Source organism: Enterobacter cloacae complex sp. 385G4, assembly GCF_057320665.1.
This window is the reverse complement of record NZ_JBXWDD010000006.1, coordinates 1-17,874: the sequence shown is the minus strand read 5'-3', so window position 1 is coordinate 17,874 and position 17,874 is coordinate 1. Positions and strand designations below refer to the sequence as shown.

Annotated in this window: 20 protein-coding genes; 16 read left to right on the top strand and 4 right to left on the bottom strand. The window is 53.6% G+C overall.

What is annotated here, in order from left to right; all coding sequences use genetic code 11:
• Positions 1-282 precede the first annotated feature (282 nt).
• Positions 283-2,112, bottom strand: coding sequence for a glycosyl hydrolase family 18 protein (locus AC2FAJ_RS15940; protein WP_485454310.1), 1,830 nt, complete (start codon positions 2,110-2,112; stop codon positions 283-285).
• A gap of 316 nt (positions 2,113-2,428) precedes the next feature.
• Here AC2FAJ_RS15940 and gspG point away from each other — a divergent pair, with 316 nt between their 5' ends.
• The 13 genes from gspG (at position 2,429) to AC2FAJ_RS15875 (ending at position 13,174) form a co-directional block, all read left to right on the top strand.
• Positions 2,429-2,848, top strand: a complete 420-nt coding sequence (gspG, locus tag AC2FAJ_RS15935) for a type II secretion system major pseudopilin GspG (protein ID WP_045630682.1) — start codon at positions 2,429-2,431, stop codon at positions 2,846-2,848.
• A gap of 2 nt (positions 2,849-2,850) precedes the next feature.
• The gene (locus AC2FAJ_RS15930; protein WP_032644836.1) at positions 2,851-3,315 is read left to right on the top strand and encodes a lytic transglycosylase domain-containing protein; all 465 of its coding nucleotides are present in this window, start codon (positions 2,851-2,853) and stop codon (positions 3,313-3,315) included.
• Positions 3,312-4,481 (top strand): type II secretion system F family protein, encoded by a 1,170-nt coding sequence (locus tag AC2FAJ_RS15925; protein WP_045259778.1) that lies wholly within the window; start codon positions 3,312-3,314, stop codon positions 4,479-4,481. Before AC2FAJ_RS15930 ends, AC2FAJ_RS15925 begins: the two co-directional genes overlap by 4 nt.
• The gene (locus AC2FAJ_RS15920; RefSeq protein ID WP_028012059.1) at positions 4,481-6,100 is read left to right on the top strand and encodes a GspE/PulE family protein; all 1,620 of its coding nucleotides are present in this window, start codon (positions 4,481-4,483) and stop codon (positions 6,098-6,100) included. The genes AC2FAJ_RS15925 and AC2FAJ_RS15920 overlap by 1 nt, the downstream gene beginning before the upstream one ends.
• Positions 6,084-6,800, top strand: coding sequence for a hypothetical protein (locus AC2FAJ_RS15915; protein ID WP_309257968.1), 717 nt, complete (start codon positions 6,084-6,086; stop codon positions 6,798-6,800). Before AC2FAJ_RS15920 ends, AC2FAJ_RS15915 begins: the two co-directional genes overlap by 17 nt.
• Positions 6,778-7,293: a hypothetical protein gene (locus AC2FAJ_RS15910; RefSeq protein ID WP_309257967.1), complete on the top strand. Its 516-nt coding sequence runs from the start codon at positions 6,778-6,780 to the stop codon at positions 7,291-7,293. The genes AC2FAJ_RS15915 and AC2FAJ_RS15910 overlap by 23 nt, the downstream gene beginning before the upstream one ends.
• Positions 7,277-7,795: a hypothetical protein gene (locus AC2FAJ_RS15905; protein ID WP_028012056.1), complete on the top strand. Its 519-nt coding sequence runs from the start codon at positions 7,277-7,279 to the stop codon at positions 7,793-7,795. Before AC2FAJ_RS15910 ends, AC2FAJ_RS15905 begins: the two co-directional genes overlap by 17 nt.
• Complete coding sequence (locus tag AC2FAJ_RS15900; protein WP_028012055.1) at positions 7,792-8,304, top strand: hypothetical protein; 513 nt, start codon at positions 7,792-7,794, stop codon at positions 8,302-8,304. The genes AC2FAJ_RS15905 and AC2FAJ_RS15900 overlap by 4 nt, the downstream gene beginning before the upstream one ends.
• A 92-nt stretch (positions 8,305-8,396) precedes the next feature.
• Positions 8,397-10,190 carry a secretin N-terminal domain-containing protein gene (locus AC2FAJ_RS15895; protein ID WP_248113103.1) on the top strand — a complete coding sequence of 598 codons (1,794 nt, stop codon included), beginning with the start codon at positions 8,397-8,399 and terminating at the stop codon, positions 10,188-10,190.
• Positions 10,190-10,666, top strand: a complete 477-nt coding sequence (locus AC2FAJ_RS15890) for a type II secretion system protein (protein ID WP_028012053.1) — start codon at positions 10,190-10,192, stop codon at positions 10,664-10,666. The genes AC2FAJ_RS15895 and AC2FAJ_RS15890 overlap by 1 nt, the downstream gene beginning before the upstream one ends.
• The gene (locus AC2FAJ_RS15885; protein ID WP_080339181.1) at positions 10,653-11,015 is read left to right on the top strand and encodes a type II secretion system protein; all 363 of its coding nucleotides are present in this window, start codon (positions 10,653-10,655) and stop codon (positions 11,013-11,015) included. The genes AC2FAJ_RS15890 and AC2FAJ_RS15885 overlap by 14 nt, the downstream gene beginning before the upstream one ends.
• Positions 11,002-11,490, top strand: a complete 489-nt coding sequence (locus tag AC2FAJ_RS15880; protein ID WP_045259774.1) for a type II secretion system protein — start codon at positions 11,002-11,004, stop codon at positions 11,488-11,490. The genes AC2FAJ_RS15885 and AC2FAJ_RS15880 overlap by 14 nt, the downstream gene beginning before the upstream one ends.
• A gap of 127 nt (positions 11,491-11,617) precedes the next feature.
• Positions 11,618-13,174 carry a hypothetical protein gene (locus tag AC2FAJ_RS15875; protein ID WP_047363885.1) on the top strand — a complete coding sequence of 519 codons (1,557 nt, stop codon included), beginning with the start codon at positions 11,618-11,620 and terminating at the stop codon, positions 13,172-13,174.
• 79 nt (positions 13,175-13,253) lie between these two features.
• Here AC2FAJ_RS15875 and AC2FAJ_RS15870 read toward each other — a convergent pair whose 3' ends face one another.
• Positions 13,254-14,168, bottom strand: a complete 915-nt coding sequence (locus AC2FAJ_RS15870; protein ID WP_127341590.1) for a hypothetical protein — start codon at positions 14,166-14,168, stop codon at positions 13,254-13,256.
• A 271-nt stretch (positions 14,169-14,439) separates the two neighbouring features.
• On the opposite strand from AC2FAJ_RS15870, the gene AC2FAJ_RS15865 reads away from it, so the two are divergent.
• Together AC2FAJ_RS15865 and AC2FAJ_RS15860 are read left to right on the top strand one after the other, a co-directional pair.
• Positions 14,440-14,868 carry a hypothetical protein gene (locus tag AC2FAJ_RS15865; RefSeq protein ID WP_485454309.1) on the top strand — a complete coding sequence of 143 codons (429 nt, stop codon included), beginning with the start codon at positions 14,440-14,442 and terminating at the stop codon, positions 14,866-14,868.
• Positions 14,840-15,037, top strand: a complete 198-nt coding sequence (locus tag AC2FAJ_RS15860; protein ID WP_047367552.1) for a hypothetical protein — start codon at positions 14,840-14,842, stop codon at positions 15,035-15,037. Before AC2FAJ_RS15865 ends, AC2FAJ_RS15860 begins: the two co-directional genes overlap by 29 nt.
• 23 nt (positions 15,038-15,060) lie before the next feature.
• Here the strand turns inward: AC2FAJ_RS15860 and AC2FAJ_RS15855 are convergent, their stop codons facing one another.
• Positions 15,061-15,321: a hypothetical protein gene (locus AC2FAJ_RS15855; RefSeq protein ID WP_059355243.1), complete on the bottom strand. Its 261-nt coding sequence runs from the start codon at positions 15,319-15,321 to the stop codon at positions 15,061-15,063.
• 346 nt (positions 15,322-15,667) lie between these two features.
• Entirely contained in the window at positions 15,668-17,716 is a 2,049-nt protein-coding gene (locus tag AC2FAJ_RS15850; RefSeq protein ID WP_485454336.1) for an Ig-like domain-containing protein, read from the bottom strand.
• Here AC2FAJ_RS15850 and AC2FAJ_RS15845 point away from each other — a divergent pair.
• A partial coding sequence (locus tag AC2FAJ_RS15845) for a hypothetical protein (RefSeq protein ID WP_485454339.1) occupies positions 17,607-17,874 on the top strand: 268 nt, incomplete at its 3' end. The two genes, AC2FAJ_RS15850 and AC2FAJ_RS15845, sit on opposite strands and share 110 nt — an antisense overlap.

Sequence of the window (17,874 nt, the reverse complement as noted above, 5' to 3'; positions counted from 1 at the left end):
TAAGCAATAAACGAACCAATTTTCTAATGGTTCAAAAGAGATTTAAAAAAGCGGTAGTAAATGAAGGGGTTACAGCAACGTATTGTTACAGATGCAAGCAGCATCCTGAGACGATAAAGGCCGGAAAAGAACATGAAACGCACAAAAACAGTGCAAATATTGCACTACAATAGTGCCATTGTTAATTTTTTGCACTATAAATGATAACAATAAGTTAACAAAAAGTAATAAATAAGGCGCGCTTACGCCTGAAAATGGCCCCCTTGCGAGGGCCGCGAAAGATTAAGGAACAGGCTGCCAAAGCGTCGCAGCCGCAGTCGGCGCCCAGTCGGACTGAGACGTATGCCCTTGCACGCAGCGATACTGTGTGCCGTTATACGTGACAATTTCTCCAGTCTTATAGCGCGTACCGACTTTCCACTCGCCTTCCGGCTCAGGCGTCACAGACCCCTCTTTCGTCGTGGCTTTAAGCGGTGTACTGGCGAGAGACTGATGACCTTTGGCATTTTCGGCGATCACCTGGTAGCTGTAGGTTGTTCCCGCGCGCAGGCCGCTGTCGAAGATCTGCGTTCCGCTTACGGTGAGTAACTCCGCCCCATCGCGTAGTACGTGGTATTTCACCGCGTTGTCTACCGCATTCCATTTCACCGTCAGGCTGTTTTCCGTCGAAGAAACCAGGGCCAGGCCGCCTGGCGCGTCAGGACGTCCCTCTTCGACCTGTACGGTTTCTACCTTAACCACGTTGCTGCTTTCAGAGATGTTGTTCGCTGCATCACGTGCTTTCACGCTGTAGTGGTACACCACACCGCCGGTCTCTACCGCATTATCGGTCCACTGGGTGTCCGTTGAAGACCCGACTTTGATGTCATTACGGTAGATGTCATATCCCACTACGCCACGGTCATCGGTGGAGGGCTGCCAGGCAAGGGTGATAGTCAAGCCATTGTTCAGCACCTTCAATCCTGCTGGCGCAGTTGGCGCGACGGTGTCCTGCGGGCGTTCAGGTGACATCAGGTCCGCGCGCTCTTTCATTTCATTGAAATAGTCAACCTGCTGCGGGATGGACAGCTGCTGATCGTTTGAACCCAACGTCCAGATAAAGAACCCACCATAGCCGTTTTCCGCCTGCCAGCCCGCACGGTTTACGTTGTTCTGTCGGTTTTCAACAAAGCGACCTTCTGGCCCCCACTGGGAGTTGATGGTCTGACCGAGAACGATTTTGCTCTTATCACCCACTGCCCGGGCGTAGTTAGCCATCGCCACGTCATACTTAAAGCGTGGGCCGGCGTCATAGGCCATGACGTTGAAGAAATCGAAAACGTTTTTCCCCTGCGTCAGCAGCGGCAGAACTTCGCCATGGTGTGAAGAGCGAGCCGCCTCAACGAAGGAACAATTCTCGGTTACCGCGCTGTTGCGGCAGTTCTCCGGGTCAGCACCAACGTGATAGGTGGTCAGGCTCAGCAGCTTTTTGCTGCCGGACGCATTGAGCTTGCTACGAACCCGTTCAGCCAGATCCAGCAGGTTTGCGTTTTCCTCTGGCGTGACGCGATCGGGCTTTTCAAAGTCAAAATCGATGCCGTCAATCTGAACGGTACCCGCCTTCTGGTAGTTCGCCATATTACATTTGCCTTGCCAGTCGGCGCTCAGGCATTCGCCAACCATCTCTTCCGGCTTCAGGTTCTTTTTATATACCGGGAAGTTGGTATTCAGCAGATTCACCAGATTCTGCGCCAGCGTTTCTCGCGTTTGCGCGTTATTCAGATAAGACCACATCGCGGAATACGTCTCGCCGCCGAGCGCCAGCATCATTTTTTTCTCCGGGTGCGCCAGCTTCAGCTGACTCCACACGACATAGGCTGGCGCATTAATGTACCAGGGATCATATTGTGGTACTGCAACAATATTATCGGAACTGGACAGCTTACCGCTTGCATCCCAGCCACCAAATGAAAGCAGGAACGTATCTGCTTTCACCTCTTTCATATCCTCAACGGACTCGACCGGAACGCCCCAGGAGGTCAGATAGGTGACCGCTCGCGGTGCCTGCGTCGCGAAAGCCGACTGCGCCATTAGTGCGCTACCAATTAACAGAGATAATGTAAGTTTTTTCATCAAAGTTCCTTATTGCTTTGTGATGATAGTCCTGTGGATTACCTCGCAAATTGTCTTTTTTTTTAGCGCCGAGATCGTTGGGGATAATAGAGTGGTGAATCAGGAAACCCTCCGCGTTAAATAAGAAATATCTCTCGCATTTATAATAAATACTTCAACGACAGCACGGGAGAATTCTCGCATCCTGTAAGACGCTTCTTTATTTAATTTTCCCATCTTCACCAATTAAAAAAGATGGCATACCTGTGTTCCCACTCTTTTATCAGGGAAAATTCAGGAATTAATCACAACTATTATCCAACCAGGAACTCTCTCAATGAAATATGCAACAAACGTGATGCGAAAACAGGGTGGTTTCACCCTGCTTGAACTGCTGGTCGTGCTGATGATTATTGCGCTGCTGGCAGGATTTGTCGGGCCAAAAGTCTTCTCAAATGTCGACTCGGCTAAGGAGAAAACCGCCATGCGCCAGATGCGCTCGCTTGCTGAGGCACTCGGGCAATATCGCCTCGATACCGGCAGTTATCCAACTGAAACACAAGGTCTGAAAGCGCTGACTGAAAAGCCTTCCAACGCGCAAAACTGGAATGGCCCTTATCTTAGCCAGCATGTGCCGTTAGACCCCTGGGGCAATCCGTACCAGTGGCATAACCCCGCCCGGACAAAAGACGCCATTAATGAAGTCGAAATAACCTCCGGCGGTAAAGACGGTAAGCCTGTCACTTACGGGTTCTGACTATGCTGCGCCTGTCCATATATTCGCTGTTTATCTTCAGCGTATTTTCCTGCCGGGCCGATTGCTGGCAGCTGGCGGGAGAACGTTACGGCATTGAGCCAGAGCTATTACAGGCGATAGCGATAGTGGAATCCAACGGTAATACCCGGGCCATCAACAAAAATCGTGATGGCTCAATGGATGTCGGTCTGATGCAGATCAATAGCATTCACTTCGATGCGCTGCGTAAATTTCGTATTAGTCAAAAAGATCTGCTTACCGACCCTTGCCAAAGTGTCATGACCGGCGCCTGGATCCTGGCAGGTCAAATCCAGCGCTTTGGTTATACCTGGGACGCGGTGGGGGCGTATAACGCCGGAACGGCAAATACCCCCCAGCGCCGCGCGCTTCGTCAACAATACATAAAAAAAGTGGCTCCGCATTATGCCCGCCTTAAAAGGCAGAGCCATACACTGTCGCCAAAATGAAACCATATACCGTCACCATCCTCCAGGGGGGGAAACGCGTCAATCAGACCGTACTTGCCGCGTCGCCTGATGATGCCAGCGCCCGCATTATTGCCGGCGGCGGCATCGTTTTGCAGGTACAGGAACGCCCCGCCCGCAAGGAGAAACGCTTTCCACTGAATCTGTTCTTGCAGGAGCTTATCGCTCTGCTGGAAGCCGGGCTGGTCGTGGTCGAGGCCGTCGAAGCGCTGCGCGAAAGCAGCCGCGATGGTGGCACCTCGCTGGTTCTGGATACGCTGGTTAAAAAGCTCTACGAAGGAGCGCAACTCTCCCAGGCGATGATGGCGCTACCAGCACTGTTTCCGCCTCTGCTGATTAACACCGTTGCCTCTTCTGAGCAAACCGGACACTTACCCGAGGCGCTAAAGCGTTTTCAGTTTTACGAATCAAGAATGGAAATTCTGCGCAAGCGGATTAAATCAACCCTGCTCTATCCGACGATTGTCATTGCCGCCGGCGGGATAATTCTGTTCTTTCTGCTCGGCTTTATTATTCCGCGTTTTTCCGTGGTGTTTGACGGGATGAAGAACCCGTCCGCCAGCGCACAGCTTATCCTCTGGTGGGGACGCCTGACGCAAACCCATGGCTCGCTGCTGCTGGCCGGTTGCGCGGCAGCGGTCGCAGGCATCGTGATGGCGGTACGTAGCCCGCGCCTGCGCCAGCGCGCGCTCGGTTTGTTGCTGCGCATTCCCGCCTTACGCCAGCAGCACCAGCTTTCTGTGCTGGTGCGTTTTTACCGCACGCTGGGCCTGCTGCTGCAGGGCGGCCTTCCCGCGCCAGATGCGCTAATGCTGAGCCGGGAGATCCTGCCCGCCACGCATCGTCAGCAGGTTGAACAGGTTATCCGCGACGTCGCCGCCGGCGAGTCGCTCTCCCGCATGCTGGAAGCCCAGCAGATGACGACTCCTGTCGCCAGCCGCCTGCTGCAGGTCGGCGAACGCAGCGGCGAACTGCCTGCCATGTGCGAGCGGATCGCCGCTTTTTATGATGAATCGCTGGAACGCGCGATTGAAACCTTTAGCAAAATTTTTGAACCGATTCTGATGATGGTCGTTGGCGGCATCGTTGGGCTCGTCGTGTTTTTACTGTACATGCCCATTTTTGAACTGGCAGGAGGATTGCAATAATGTCTCACTCACCGTCTGTAGAACCCCTTTTCGACCTGCCAGACGAGCAGCGCTGTCAGGCGCTGGCGGAACTGCTGGACAGTTTCCCCGGCGCGTTAGAAGAAGCCGCCGGTTCCCTGGGGCTCACGCCGCTCTCACCCACACAGCTCGCCGACAGCGAAGAGGATTTCGAAGCCGTGCCGCTGACCGAATCGCTCAGCCAGCGAGCATTGCCGCTGCGCGTTAACGGTCAGCTCCACGTTGCGCTGGGCGATCCGTTTTCACTGGCACTGCGCCAGTGGGCTTATAACGTGAATGCGCTCCCCGCGCTCGCCCCGCTCTCTCAGCTTAATGCCCGCCTTGATGAACTGGCAAAACAGCAGCGCACGCTCGATCAGCTGGAGCAGCAGCAGAGTGAAGAGAATAAAGAGGCCCGGTGGCTGGAGATCACCCCAGCAGCCATCGCCAGTGAACCCCACGCCGTCATTAAGCTGGTTAACGCCACGCTGTTTGATGCCCTGCAGAGCCGCGCCAGCGATATTCATCTTTGCGCCGTCGCGGATGGGTTGATGGTGAAGTACCGCATCGATGGCGTTCTGCACAGCATTCGCCACTGCGCCGGACTTCAGCAGGCGGAACAGGTGATCTCCCGTCTCAAGGTATTAAGCTGCATGGACATTTCCGAACGACGCACGCCTCAGGACGGGCGCTTTAAGGCGTTGATTCTCCAGCGTCCCGTCGATTTTCGCGTGTCCATCATGCCGGGCGTCTATGGCGAGGACGCCGTACTGCGCGTGCTGGATAAATCTCACGATCAAAACCTGCGCCTGGAGACGCTCGGCTTTGATGAGCACACGCTGGGCGCGATTCGCCAGTTAACCCATCTGCCCCACGGTATGGTGCTCGTCACCGGGCCAACGGGGAGCGGGAAATCCACCACCCTCTATTCAGCACTCAGCGAACTCAACAGCGGTGAATGCAAAATTATCACCATCGAAGATCCCGTGGAGTACCAGCTCAACAGCGTGCTGCAAATTCCGGTCAACGATAAAAAAGGGCTCACCTTCGCCCGCGGCCTGCGCGCCATTTTGCGTCACGACCCGGACATCATCCTGGTGGGTGAGATCCGCGACGGTGAAACCGCCGGCATTGCCGTGCAGGCGGCGCTCACCGGCCACGTGGTGCTCTCCTCGGTTCACGCCAATGACGTCTTTAGCGTACTGGAACGTTTTTTATATATGCAGGTGGAGCCCGCCAGCCTGATCACCGCCCTTAACGGCGTCGTGGCGCAACGGCTGGTGCGCCAGATTTGCCCGGACTGTATTGATGACACCACGCCCACAGATGACCTTCTCGCGGCGTGGCAATCCGGACCGCTGCAGCAGCTCACGCCCCGCTGGCGTCGAGGGCGAGGCTGCGATACCTGCCGCGACAGCGGTTTTCGCGGCAGGCTGGCGCTGGCGGAAGTGCTGCATTTCAGCGATGCGATGAAAGAGGCAATGCTGGCGCGATCGCCCCGGCGCAAGCTAAAGGAAGTGGCGCTGAATGACGGTTTTGTTCCGCTCTCGACCATCGCGCTGCGCGCCGTGGTCGAAGGCAAAACCACCTGGGAGGAGGTGAACCGTGTTATCACTCACTAACACCTGGCAGTGCGATATCTGGCCTCATGCCGTGCGGTTGCGCCGCAACAACGTGGTTCTCGCCACCCATGAACGCCGGCCAGATGAGTCTCTTGAAGCCGCGCTCGAAACGCTGCTGCGCCTGCGCCCTTCCGTCTTACCGTGGCGTGACGCGGTGGAGTTTCACCTCGATACCGACGATCTGACGTTTTTAATTCAGCCCTGGCATGACGGCGTGACCACACCGCAGGAACTGCTCCAGCTCGCCCGACAGCAGGCGGTTCTTCGCGCGAGTCCGCCCGTCGACTGGCAGGTGCGCTTCGAGACCCTTAACTGGCAGCAGTCAGCGCTGGCCGCGTGCCTGAAACAACCTTGCTGGCACCTGCTTGTCGCGCTGGCGCGTCGGGAGCGGCTGCGTTTTCGCGGTGTTGTCACGCCGTTTCAAAAGCTGTTTAGCCACTTCGCCGCCGCACTGCCGGAAAACGGCCTGTTTGTGGCGATGAGCCCCCACCATAGCCGGATTGCCAGCCGTCAGCACCACAGCTGGCGCGACGTCTGGACTCTCACCCTGCCACAGCAGGAGATGGACGCCCAGCTGCGGGTTATCGCCCGGCTAAGCGGAATGCAGGACTGTCCTGGCTACGTCATTCATACCGACGGTGAGCATCACCAGGAAGTCGTGCTACAGGAGAGTCCTCATGACGCCGCTGTTTACGCGTAGTTCCCCGTGGGCCGCACGCACGCTGCTGTTAACCGGACTCCTCTGCTTACCGCTCACCGGTGCCGTGATGTATAGCCTGTTTGAGCACCAGCGCCTTGAGCTGGAGACGTCGCAGGTACAGCAGCAGCTCGCCCAACGGCAGCAGGTGCTGCGCCAGCTGCGTGAAGAGGAGCAGCGCCGGTTGCGCCAGGCTCAGCAACTGCAGGCGGTGCCGCCGGCCATCAAGCTGCTGGACAACATCGGCAGCGTACTGACGCCTGATATTGCGCTCCTGAGCATTGACGTCATTGCCAGTAAAGGCGATGCGCGGCTTACGGTGAATGCAGGCAATCTTGACGCCCTGCTCGCCTTTAGCGAGCGGCTACAGCAGTTGCCGGCGCATGTGGTGCTTGAGAACCATCGCCAGTCGGCGCAGGGCGATCCTGCCTGGCCGATTAACGCGGTACTCGACGTCAAGGTGACGACGGAGGCGCACCATGCGGCTTCAGAATAAACCCGCCGTGCTGCGCTGGCAGGCGGCGTTATTTGCCGGGCGCATCGGAACGGTTCCGCTCGTGCTCGCCGGGCTGCCCGCAGGGCTGCTGCTGTTATGGCTTGGCGGCGTGCGGCCGCACACCATCCATTTGCAGGAGAACCTTGCCCGGATCCAGGCGCAGCTACAAACCGCGCTGCCGCTGGATAAACAGCAGCCGGAACTGCAAAGCCGCATCAGCCTCGGAGAATATCAGCAGGTCAGGCTCATTTTTGAGCAGTTCAGGAGCCGAGGGATGAAGGTCGACGCCAGCCGCTATCAGCTGGAAAACGACGACGGCAAAACCGCGCTACGGCTGGATATTCCGCTGCGCGGTGAATATCTGCCGCTGATGGACGCCCTGGAAACGCTAAGCCGCACTTTGCCGTTACGCATTGAGCAGCTAAGCCTGCGGCGCGCCGGGCCATCGGAAAGCCAGCTCAGCGCCACCGTGCAGCTTCGCCTGTTGAAGGAGTCGCCATGAAACTGCCGCGCTATTTACAGCTGGCGCTGGTGCTGACCGCCGGTGCTGTTTTCTGGAGCCAGTTTGCCGATGACGAGATATCGCAAGCGCCGCTTGAGGCGCAGCCGGTCTCACGCCCGCGCCCCGCGCCAGCAAAGCCGGAGACGGCTCACGCAACGCGCATCGATCTCTTTTCAACGCCACATAGCAGGGCGCAAGACGCAGCAGAAAAGCCGCCGGAAAACGATCGGCCTGAAGAGGCGACACCAACCGCACCGCCGCTACCGCTTCAGCTCCTCGGTGCCTGGTGGGAAAACCGTCAGAGGATCGTTGTGCTGACGGATGGCAAAGAGACCTGGCCGGTCTGCGAGCGCTGCAGGGCGGACGGCAGGATCTGGATCGGCAGTTCGCCGGTCAACAACTGGATTTTAAAAGCGGTGGCGAACGACCACCTCCTGTTTGAATGGCAGCCCACCCATAGCCAGCAGCGGCTGGAACTGGATGAGCTGCAATCGGAACCGACACATTAATCATGAAAAAAACAATTGCTCTCACTTTTTTGTTGTCATGCGCGCTACTGAGCGGCTGTGCACAACGTGCGGCGCCTCCGGTCCCGGGATCCGTGACCGCCTCGCCGCAGGTGCTGGTTAAGCGGCTTAAGGAGATAGATCAACAGCGCATCGCCAGCCCACAGGATATTGCGCTTCGCGCCGAGCAGGCTGACATCAGCAAAAAGCTGGTCAATGACTACCTGAAAAATGCCGATCTCGCGGTGCGTCAGAACAATTACACCCTGGCGACGCAAATGTGGCGCGATGCGCTTACCTATGAGCCCGGCAACCTGCGCGCCCTGCAGGGATTACGCAAGCTCGATGCCCGTAGAGCGCTGGACGCATTGTATAAGGAGGCGGTGGCTAATAGCACCCGCGACCCGGCACGCGCGCTGCACAAAATCCAGCAGGTACTGGAAGAAGATCCCAACTGGCCCCAGGCGCGCGCGCTGCGCGATCACCTGATGCGTGAGGTGTCGCGGATCAACCAGCCGGAGCAGCGTCTGAACCGGGAACTGCAAAAAACGATAGCGCTTAATTTTCGCGAGCACAGCCTGATGGCCATCTTTAACACCATCAGCCAGATGACCGGGGTCAATATCATTTTTGACAAAGATATTTCCTCCAGCACTACCGGCAGCCTGATAGCCAAACGCACCACTGCGGAAGATGCTATCAACGTGCTGCTGTTGTCGAATAACCTGCGGAAGAAGGTGCTGAACAGCAATACGTTGCTGATCTACCCCGCTACCGCGCAAAAAGAGAAGATCTATCGCGACGTGGTCGTCAAAACCATCTTCCTGGGTTATGCGAAAGCAAAAGAGGTCAACGTCGCCCTGCGCAATATGGTCAAGCTGAAGGATGTGCACGTTGATGAGCGAACCAACTCCGTCACCCTGCGCGGGCCAAAAGAGAACGTGGAAAAAGCGGAGCGCCTGTTAGTGACGCTCGACCGGCCTGAAGCGGAGGTCACGCTGGCCGTTGAAGTGCTGGAAGTAAATACCAACGATCTCGAAGCGCTTGGCGTGAAGCTGCCGCAAACCATCAGTGCGGGTTTTGCGAAAAGTAAAGAAGGTGATTTAAAGGGAAGCGGGATCCCGCTGGGCGACCTGAGCGCCAAAAATATCATGGTCGATATCGACAATATGACCATTGACATGAAAAAAGTGTTGAGCAACGCCAGAGTGCTGGCCAACCCGCGGATCCGGGTGAAAAACAATAAAAAAGCGCTGGTTGATATTGGTCAAACGATCCCGGTACTGACCACAACCGTCAATGACGGGATTTCGCAACAGAAAGTGGATTATCAGGACGTCGGCCTGAAGCTGGAAGTCACCCCGGAAGTCAGTATGGATGACAATATCTCAATGGAGGTGAAGTTCACGCTCAGTGCCCTGGGCGCCGAAGAACCCGGTGAGAACGGAGCAAAGTATTACCGCACCACGAAACGCGAAGCCAATACCACGCTCAGCAGTATGAACGGCGAGACCCAGATGCTGGCAGGGCTGATCAAGCAGGATGAAACCACGACCCAAAAAGGAACGCCGTTATTAAGTGACATCCCGGGGCTGGGCCGCCTGTTTAGCAGCAATTCCGACAACAAAGAGCGCACGGAGGTGGTGCTGTTAATTACGCCGACTATTGAGCGCAACCTCGATTTACCGGGAAGCCACGTCAGTACCATTGAGATGGGCAGCGACGATTTAACGGGCGACAGCATTCAACTGCGCGACCTGCAGCGCGACGAGCCGGGGGGTGGGTTTACCGCACCGGCGCTTGCGCCGCCAGCCCATTTCCCTGACCGGGCGGCCACGCTGCCGCCACCGATCCTCGATGAGTCAGAGACGGAAAACGGAGCATCGTAATGCAGCGCCAGCGCGGTTTTACCTTGATTGAGATGATCGTCACGCTGGCGCTACTCGCCACGCTTGCCGCTGCCGCTGCGCCGCTGATGCGTAACTACCATCAGCGGCAGCAGGAGACGCAGCTACGTGAGTCCCTGCGCACGCTACGCGATGCCATTGACCGTTATCACCAGGCAAGCGTGGACGGCATCATTGAGAAAAAAACCAGCGAATCGGGATATCCGCCGACACTAAAAAGCCTGGTGGAAGGCGTCCGGGATAAGACATCGCCCACTGGCGCGATGATCTACTTCCTGCGCCATATACCGCGCGATCCGATGTGCGATTGCGAGGGAAAAAATGATGAAGAGACCTGGCGGTTACGCGCATCCACGCAGCCACCCGGCGATTTCAGCGGCGGCGGGAAAGACGTGTTTGATGTCAGTAGTACCAGTACGGCCAGCGGTCTGAATGGAGTGCCCTATGCGCAATGGTGAAAAAGGTTTTACGCTCATCGAGCTGCTGGTGGTGATGGCGATCATCGCGACATTGATGACCCTGGTCGCTCCACGTTTTTTCCAGCACGCGGACAGAGCCAAAGAGGTGGTGCGCGAGCATAATCTGCATGCGCTGCGCAGCGCGATCGATCACTACCGCCGCGATCGCCTGGCGGGGCCATACAGCCTGGAGGATCTGATCGAGGCCGGTTATCTGCGCCAGATGCCGCTGGATCCCATCACCAACCGCCGCGATATCTGGGAGGCGAAGACCGATGACGAAGGGCAAATTATTGACGTCGAGACGCCACCTAAACCCGGGCAGGATCATCGCGATGCGTTCGATTAAACAACAGGGAGGTTTTACCTATCTGCTGCTGCTGATTGCGCTCTCCACGCTGGCGTTGTCGCTGCTGAAAAGCCGCGATGAGGTGCAGATGCGTTATCAGGCGCAACAGGAGGCTGAGCTTTTATTTCGCGGCGATCAAATCCGCGCGGCGATACAGGCCTACCGCGGCAACGGTGATGGCTGTTTTCCCGTGCGTTTCGAACAGCTGCTTATTGATAAACGCGGGCGAAAACCGCTTTATCACCTGCGCCAGCACTACGCCGACCCGCTAACCGGGAGTAAAAACTGGGGGATGATCCTCGATCCTCAGGGGCGCTGGATTGGCGTGCGCAGTCTCGGAAAGGGTACGCCACGTAAAAAAGTCGGCTTTCGTCACGATCCAAAACAGTTTGCCAAAGCGAAAACGTATTACGACTGGAAATTTCAGGTAGAGAGCGATCCGCAGGCCCCGCTGCCTGCGGCTTGTGGTCGCTAATGGAATATTAAGGTATTAGCCGCAATATCATAAAAATATGTCTTTTTCTTACCAGCGGGGCCATGGCGGGCATGTTATTGATCGCCACTCTGGAAGTGCAGAAATACACAAACTGGAGAGTGCGTATATGCAAAAAAAAAGACTGGCTTATTTTTTCATCTCGCTGGCTGCTGTGTCTCAAAACATAAGCCCTGTATTTGCTGGTGAGCTGGCAATTAAGGCAAAAAATCACGTAACGGCTATTCCACTGGAGGAAGTTGATCATTATCTGAATCAAAATAAAACGCAGGAGACGATTGTTATAGAAGATGCGGCGCTGCTTGATGTTCATATCTCGTATGCTAACCTGCCCGCCGAGGCGATAGTGGAAATTGCGGGTAAAAATAACAACGAAGTTTACCGCTATGCGGCTGAGAAAATCCTGAGCGGCTCGGATGATCACCATGTCAGTTTCGATGCATTATCCATCTTTGGTGATAGCGTAACGGTACGGTTGTTATCTGCCGATGGCTCTGCACTTCCCTCTTCCCGACAGGCCGAAATTGCCTTCCAGGTCAGGGGCGAGGCAAAGCTTCAGGATGTGTCATTGTTTAATATCATCCCGGGTGACAAAAACCCGCCCCCGCACTCCTGCTTTAAAGAGTCACCTTTTATCTATAACTATACAAAACCCGTCGCGGTGATCCGCGATACCTATGACCGGGAAAAACCGCATTACAATACCGGATGGCGCATCGGCGAAAAAGGGGTTGATGGCGATCTGCTGGTATTAAGCAGTTTCCCTTTAAAAGAAGATAAAAAGGTAAGAACCACAGAGGTCTGGTTTGTTCAGGAGGTTGAGGTTAATCCGAACGATTGCACCAGTTATCAGATAAAGAAAACGGCCAAAGTGAAAGCCTTTGGCAAGTCATCCAGCAGAGACGGTAAATATCGCTTATTGTCGTTAGATTTTGCGGGCGATAAAGCGCAAGAAGATTTCGTCAAATCACTGGGTTATTTAGGGATTGATCCAAGAGATGAGACGAAGGCTAACGACATTGCCACTCAAAAAACCGAATTTTATCTGCCGCAGGCGCAGTTTAAAAAAGATAATGCGCGTTTGTATGCTGCAGTGAATAAGTCAGATGGCACCCACTGTGCTATTGAGCTATATGACCGCGAAGCGGGTCAATTCCGGCATCGTTGTAGCACATACAACAACGATATGAGTAATAAAAACAACCCCATGAAGCCGGGCGTAGGTGCGCCGCTGATCGATAACGACACGCAGCGCGTTCTGGCGCTCAGTACCAGCGGTGAGCTGGTGAATGGTTATAATCAGGCAATGCCGATTGCCCGGATCTGGCCGAAAATTAAAGAATTCTTTCCTGATGGCGCGATCCCCGATACGTCTTTTATCGTTAACGATCGGGTGGCTGCCGCCCAGAAATCATTGAAAGGCTATGCGAGCGTTAATGTGGCGCAGGTCATTCCAGAGCCGGGCTCCACGCCCGATGTTTCCCAGTTTGCCTGCAAATGGTGGCTGCCTGCAGGGGTTAAAGCATCCGAACCCAATCCTGAGAGCAGTACAATGTTACTTTATGAAAAAACAGGTACCGTTGCCGACCCGCTTATTGCCTGGTGTGATATCAAAGGTGGAGAGCAAAAATATCGGCCACAATGGGTGATGACCGCTATTCCCTAAAACTCTGGCGCGTCAGGCAACATGCTCCTTGAGATGTTGCCTGACGGCTTGTTAGCTTTTCGCTAATGTATTGCCGTTTTTACTGCGCGATGGGAATGGTCCCTTTGATAACCACTAATGTGATTGTCGCCTTTGCGTCCCCTGCTTTCAGCGGGATTTTATATTCATCCGGCTGGGTAAAGAGCGCCATGTATTTGTCATCTGGCATATCTATGATGACGTCATCGTCTGCGGCGGTGGCTTCGATCCGTTGCAGCAGCTCTGCTTTGGTCAGAGGTTTGTTCCATCCGGCAACAATACGATCGTTTTTAATGTGAATCTCATTACTCTCAAGGACGCAGAGCGCATTTTGCTCACCGCCCTGAAGGCGATAAAGTCGGTTTTCCGTTAAGGTGTCAAGAGACGGGCAGACGACCTCTTTTTGCGAACCCGACTCTGCCAGCGTGTAGCTAAACTTCACTTTCAGGTTATCCCCATGGCGAACGCCCTGTTTTTTCCAGTCGCCACTGTCCCCGGTGAACATGCGGATCCCGTTGGGGATGATCGCGCCGGCGGCAGCAAAAAAATCATTCCCGTTAACGGAAAAATAGGGCCGAAGCGTTAAAGATGAATCATTAATAATGGTGATCACCGGAGAGTTAATGGAACGGTAACTCTTTTTCTTATAACGACAGTTTTTCCCGTTTGCCTGTAAGTTGACGCCGTTGTCTTTACTGACAATCATGGCATAGTTGCAGTTAAGGCCGTTTTCAATAGATTCGTTCAGCACCGCACCATTATCGACAATGATATTCATCACGCCGTTATCTTCGTTACCAAACCAGACATGAGGAATAAAATCGCTATCGTAACCCTCTTCATAAATAGCATTCTGAACCCTGATTTTCAGATGGTCAGGGTTTTCAATATTAATCATACGCGCATAATCACTGGCACATACTGATGCCGTTGAAAAAGCGCTAAGTATGGCTAATGCTACGACGGTCTTTGTCATGAAAATGTCCTCTTTGAGAAATATAAAAAAGTACAAATTTGCACAACAGTGACCATATCTTAATGTATCAGACAGTAAAACATGACTCTGAATAAAATCATCGTTTATTTATTTTTAACTCACGAATGCAAAGACAATTCTTATTAATCGCATAACTCATTCTGCCTTATTTTATTCTGAGGAATGAATATACTGCCTTGCCAGTATTCAGCCTGGAAGAGTAGGCTTGAAAGCCATCTCATACTTTGTGCCATAATAAGCGAGACAAAAGATGGATCAATCAATTAAACAGACTCCTGAAAAAATTCGGGTTTGCGTGCGAACAAACTCTTTTTTATTCGAAAAGGGCCTTGCGGAATTAGCACGCTATTACTTTATCGCCCGAGACAAAATGCTCTGCATTATTGATGCAGACACATTTGGTACGAAGACGCATCTGGTGAAGTATCTGGAGTTCATCAAGAGAATAAAACCCGACATGCGTGTTTTGATCACCGGTCATCTCCCCCGGAGAGAACAGCATGCATGGTATGTAAAAGCAAATGAATCCCTGGCGGGCTGGCGTGACACCATTGATGCCATGAACTTTATGCTCCCCAATCTCGACAATATTATTGACCATTATAAAAGGAGGAAGGCAGGTGAAATTAAGTTTTTGTATCAGGACGAATATGATGGCAAAGATGGCCGACGTGAGTGAGGCTGAATTAGTTTATGCGCTGATGACAACAGGAAAGCTGTTTGGCGTGAAAATACCGGCACCGTTACCCGGCAGACATAACGCAAAGACACGTCGTTTTGATTACAAAGAGGCTCTGGATTTTGCTGAAGAAGTGAAAATTTCCCGAGGCAACAAAAGGCAGGACTGATAATGCAATAATACGCCATGCTTTTAAGCGACAGGTTTATCGCGACACGCCTCATCGTTATAACAGAACCGTTCGGCTGGCCTGGCGTTTTCCTTCAACATTGCAAGTGCAATACCAATCACCTCAGCATACAAGCAATCATCAATACGCCTGGCATACTCAAGTTTTTTACTCAGGTAATGACTGAGCGAAACATGATCAATTTTTATACCCTGCAAAGATAACTGCGTGGCGGCATCACCAATGAGTAGTGATGCTTGCTTTTCAGGATAAGCATTTTTCATGCATGCGAGCCTCTTTTTCGTTAAGAACCAGCTAACAGGATCATTGAAAAACCCATACCCCAGCTTACAACATTACCTTAGATTGAATTAACGAACCCACCTGTCAAAATGCTGAATCCAGCATTACTTTTAATTCCCGTATTTATTAGCATCACGCTAACACAGGCATTCCCCCCATTAGCCGTCAAATTATTTAACCATGATACAGAACAGTTTGCCAAAGCGGAAAGGGCCTGTGATGGGACCTTCCGGGGGAAAAACGAACCGCAGGTCCCGTTTCCGGGAGCCTGCGAGAGGTGAATTACGCTACACTGATATAAGTGTTAATGGTTAACACTGGTAGCGTTTATTTGACGATATTAACCGGGTCGGAATAGGCTGTACCGCCTGTTCTTTGCGACCCCAGAGTACCGCGTGGGGTAACACTTACCCGGATATCTTTCAAAAATCCATAGGCTTCTTTTATGTATAACGTTTTACCGGTCTCTCCGTCTAAATTCCGATAACGGCCGCTAAATTCATCCCATGAAGCCCACTGATATAACGAGTTATCCTCACCACTGCCATTAGCATTGAAGATATAACTGGCCTCAATTGTATTACCCACCCGGGCTTCATTCTCAATATGAAGTTGGCTGACAGAAGGTGTACCCGCATCTGTAACCCTGAAATACCCGTCGTTAAATACCTTAGCACCTGAGCCGCCAGCGCTGCCCCTTGGCGTGACCGAGACATAAAGATATAACCCGTACTGACCGCGATCGGTCTTCAGCGTTCTTCCGGTTGCACCAGGAATAGGTGTCGGAGATTTATCGTAACTGTTCTGAGACCAGTACCATTGATACTGCGTTCCGCTCTCATCGCCTCCGCCGTTGGCTTGATAAACATAGTCCACCGAGATTTGGTTTCCATATACTGGATCGCCCTTAATCTTCACATCGCTCGCGGAAGGTGTACCCCGAATCGTGACCGAATCTGATTCAAGCCGCACTGATGGGTTATGGCTATCGATAATTTCTACGCTCACCTTTTGGTTTATCAGCGTGGTGTCTGTCAACTCAAGTGATGCGCTGTCCACCGTGGTATTGGCGCTCGAACGATAGATTGTGCCATTAACCTTCCAGTTGACTGTTGCCGTACTAAACCCGGAACCTTTGCCTATCGTTAGGGTGTAGCCTATTTGTGGCGTACCCGCGATCCAGGGTTTTTGCGCCATCACCTTAACGGTCGCTTTAAGCGCGCTTAACTCAACTCGGTCTACAACAGGCGTGACAGTATAGGTATCAGCACGTGTTCCTTTTACATTGAACGGATAGTTTCCTTTTTCAGTCTCAACAATTCCCCCGCTGTTAGTATGGATCAATCCTCCATTGTTTCTCCCCTGACTATCGGCCAGCACGGCGCCGATTCGTCCCGTCAGGCCACTGACAGGGTTACCAAACTTATCCTTCATCGCTATCAGCATGGATAACTGATTGCCAACGACCATCGTGTCACTGACGGGGGTCAGACTCGACTTCGCGTAATCAATTTGCCCTACACTGAGCTGTAACGTTTTCGAATCCTTCACTGACTCGCTGACTTTCGCTGTGAGGGTATAGCCTCCCATTGCACCAAACCCTTTTTCCGGTCTGATGGTAGCCACAGCGGTGGCAACACCGTTGCTGCCCGTTGTTGCGCTTTCTGGCGTTATCACCATCCAGTCCGGATGGTTGCTACTAAACGTGACCACAGCGCCAGGCATCAGTACTCCGCCTTTATCCTTTGCCGTTACCGTGAGCGTGACAGGTTCGTCCACGCGTGCAGTCGATGCCATCGTAAGTTCAACGCTACCTGCAACCGGCGGCAGGGCAATCGAGGAGGAATCCTCAACGTTGTTTTCCGATTTCGCGGTCACGACCAGATTTTCCGCTTTTACTGTACCCATTTGCAGCGTCAGCTTAGCCACCCCAGAGTTGTTGGTCATTGTATCGCTCTGGCTGTCGATTTTTGTCGCCAGTGCCCCTGGGAAAATCCAGTTTACAGCCGTATTTGGCACTGGATTGTTAAAGCTGTCGAACATCGCTATCTGCCAGGTGGCATGAGTGACACCGTCCGCCTGAACACTTTCCGGCTCGTCGACAAAAGTCACCCGGTTGACCTTTCCTGGCACAAAGTTAACCAGAACAGATTTTGCGTGTAACCAGTTATCGCCAATGGTCGCGTTTACCTGAAACTCCCCGGCTTTCTGGCTGGTCTGACTGACGGTGACGGTACCATCCTTCCCGGTCTCTGCCGTTGCCGGAATGATGACGCCGGTTCCGGCATCAAAACTCACCACCTGCCCGGCAACCGGGTTCTCATGGGCGTCCTTCACCGTCACCCTGACGCGCGTGGTGTCCGTCCCGTCTGCCACGGCGTTATTGTCGGTCACCTCCAGCGCGCTGACTTTTGCCGTGCTGCTGTCAGCCGTGAACGTCACCAGGCCAGACTTCGCCTGCGTCCAGTTATCGCCGGTGGTGGCCTCCACCCGGAACTCCCCGGCCTTCAGGCTGGTCTGGCTGACGGTGACGG

Excerpts from the sequence above, each read along its gene's own strand:
- AC2FAJ_RS15900 (WP_028012055.1), top strand. The coding sequence starts at position 7,792 with ATGAAACTGCCGCGCTATTTACAGCTGGCGCTGGTGCTGACCGCCGGT.
- AC2FAJ_RS15880 (WP_045259774.1), top strand. The coding sequence starts at position 11,002 with ATGCGTTCGATTAAACAACAGGGAGGTTTTACCTATCTGCTGCTGCTG.
- gspG (WP_045630682.1), top strand. The coding sequence starts at position 2,429 with ATGAAATATGCAACAAACGTGATGCGAAAACAGGGTGGTTTCACCCTG.
- AC2FAJ_RS15885 (WP_080339181.1), top strand. The coding sequence starts at position 10,653 with ATGCGCAATGGTGAAAAAGGTTTTACGCTCATCGAGCTGCTGGTGGTG.
- AC2FAJ_RS15860 (WP_047367552.1), top strand. The coding sequence starts at position 14,840 with ATGATGGCAAAGATGGCCGACGTGAGTGAGGCTGAATTAGTTTATGCG.
- AC2FAJ_RS15930 (WP_032644836.1), top strand. The coding sequence starts at position 2,851 with ATGCTGCGCCTGTCCATATATTCGCTGTTTATCTTCAGCGTATTTTCC.
- AC2FAJ_RS15855 (WP_059355243.1), bottom strand. The coding sequence starts at position 15,321 with ATGAAAAATGCTTATCCTGAAAAGCAAGCATCACTACTCATTGGTGAT.
- AC2FAJ_RS15875 (WP_047363885.1), top strand. The coding sequence starts at position 11,618 with ATGCAAAAAAAAAGACTGGCTTATTTTTTCATCTCGCTGGCTGCTGTG.
- AC2FAJ_RS15905 (WP_028012056.1), top strand. The coding sequence starts at position 7,277 with ATGCGGCTTCAGAATAAACCCGCCGTGCTGCGCTGGCAGGCGGCGTTA.
- AC2FAJ_RS15940 (WP_485454310.1), bottom strand. The coding sequence starts at position 2,112 with ATGAAAAAACTTACATTATCTCTGTTAATTGGTAGCGCACTAATGGCG.
- AC2FAJ_RS15890 (WP_028012053.1), top strand. The coding sequence starts at position 10,190 with ATGCAGCGCCAGCGCGGTTTTACCTTGATTGAGATGATCGTCACGCTG.
- AC2FAJ_RS15925 (WP_045259778.1), top strand. The coding sequence starts at position 3,312 with ATGAAACCATATACCGTCACCATCCTCCAGGGGGGGAAACGCGTCAAT.
- AC2FAJ_RS15870 (WP_127341590.1), bottom strand. The coding sequence starts at position 14,168 with ATGACAAAGACCGTCGTAGCATTAGCCATACTTAGCGCTTTTTCAACG.
- AC2FAJ_RS15865 (WP_485454309.1), top strand. The coding sequence starts at position 14,440 with ATGGATCAATCAATTAAACAGACTCCTGAAAAAATTCGGGTTTGCGTG.
- AC2FAJ_RS15910 (WP_309257967.1), top strand. The coding sequence starts at position 6,778 with ATGACGCCGCTGTTTACGCGTAGTTCCCCGTGGGCCGCACGCACGCTG.
- AC2FAJ_RS15920 (WP_028012059.1), top strand. The coding sequence starts at position 4,481 with ATGTCTCACTCACCGTCTGTAGAACCCCTTTTCGACCTGCCAGACGAG.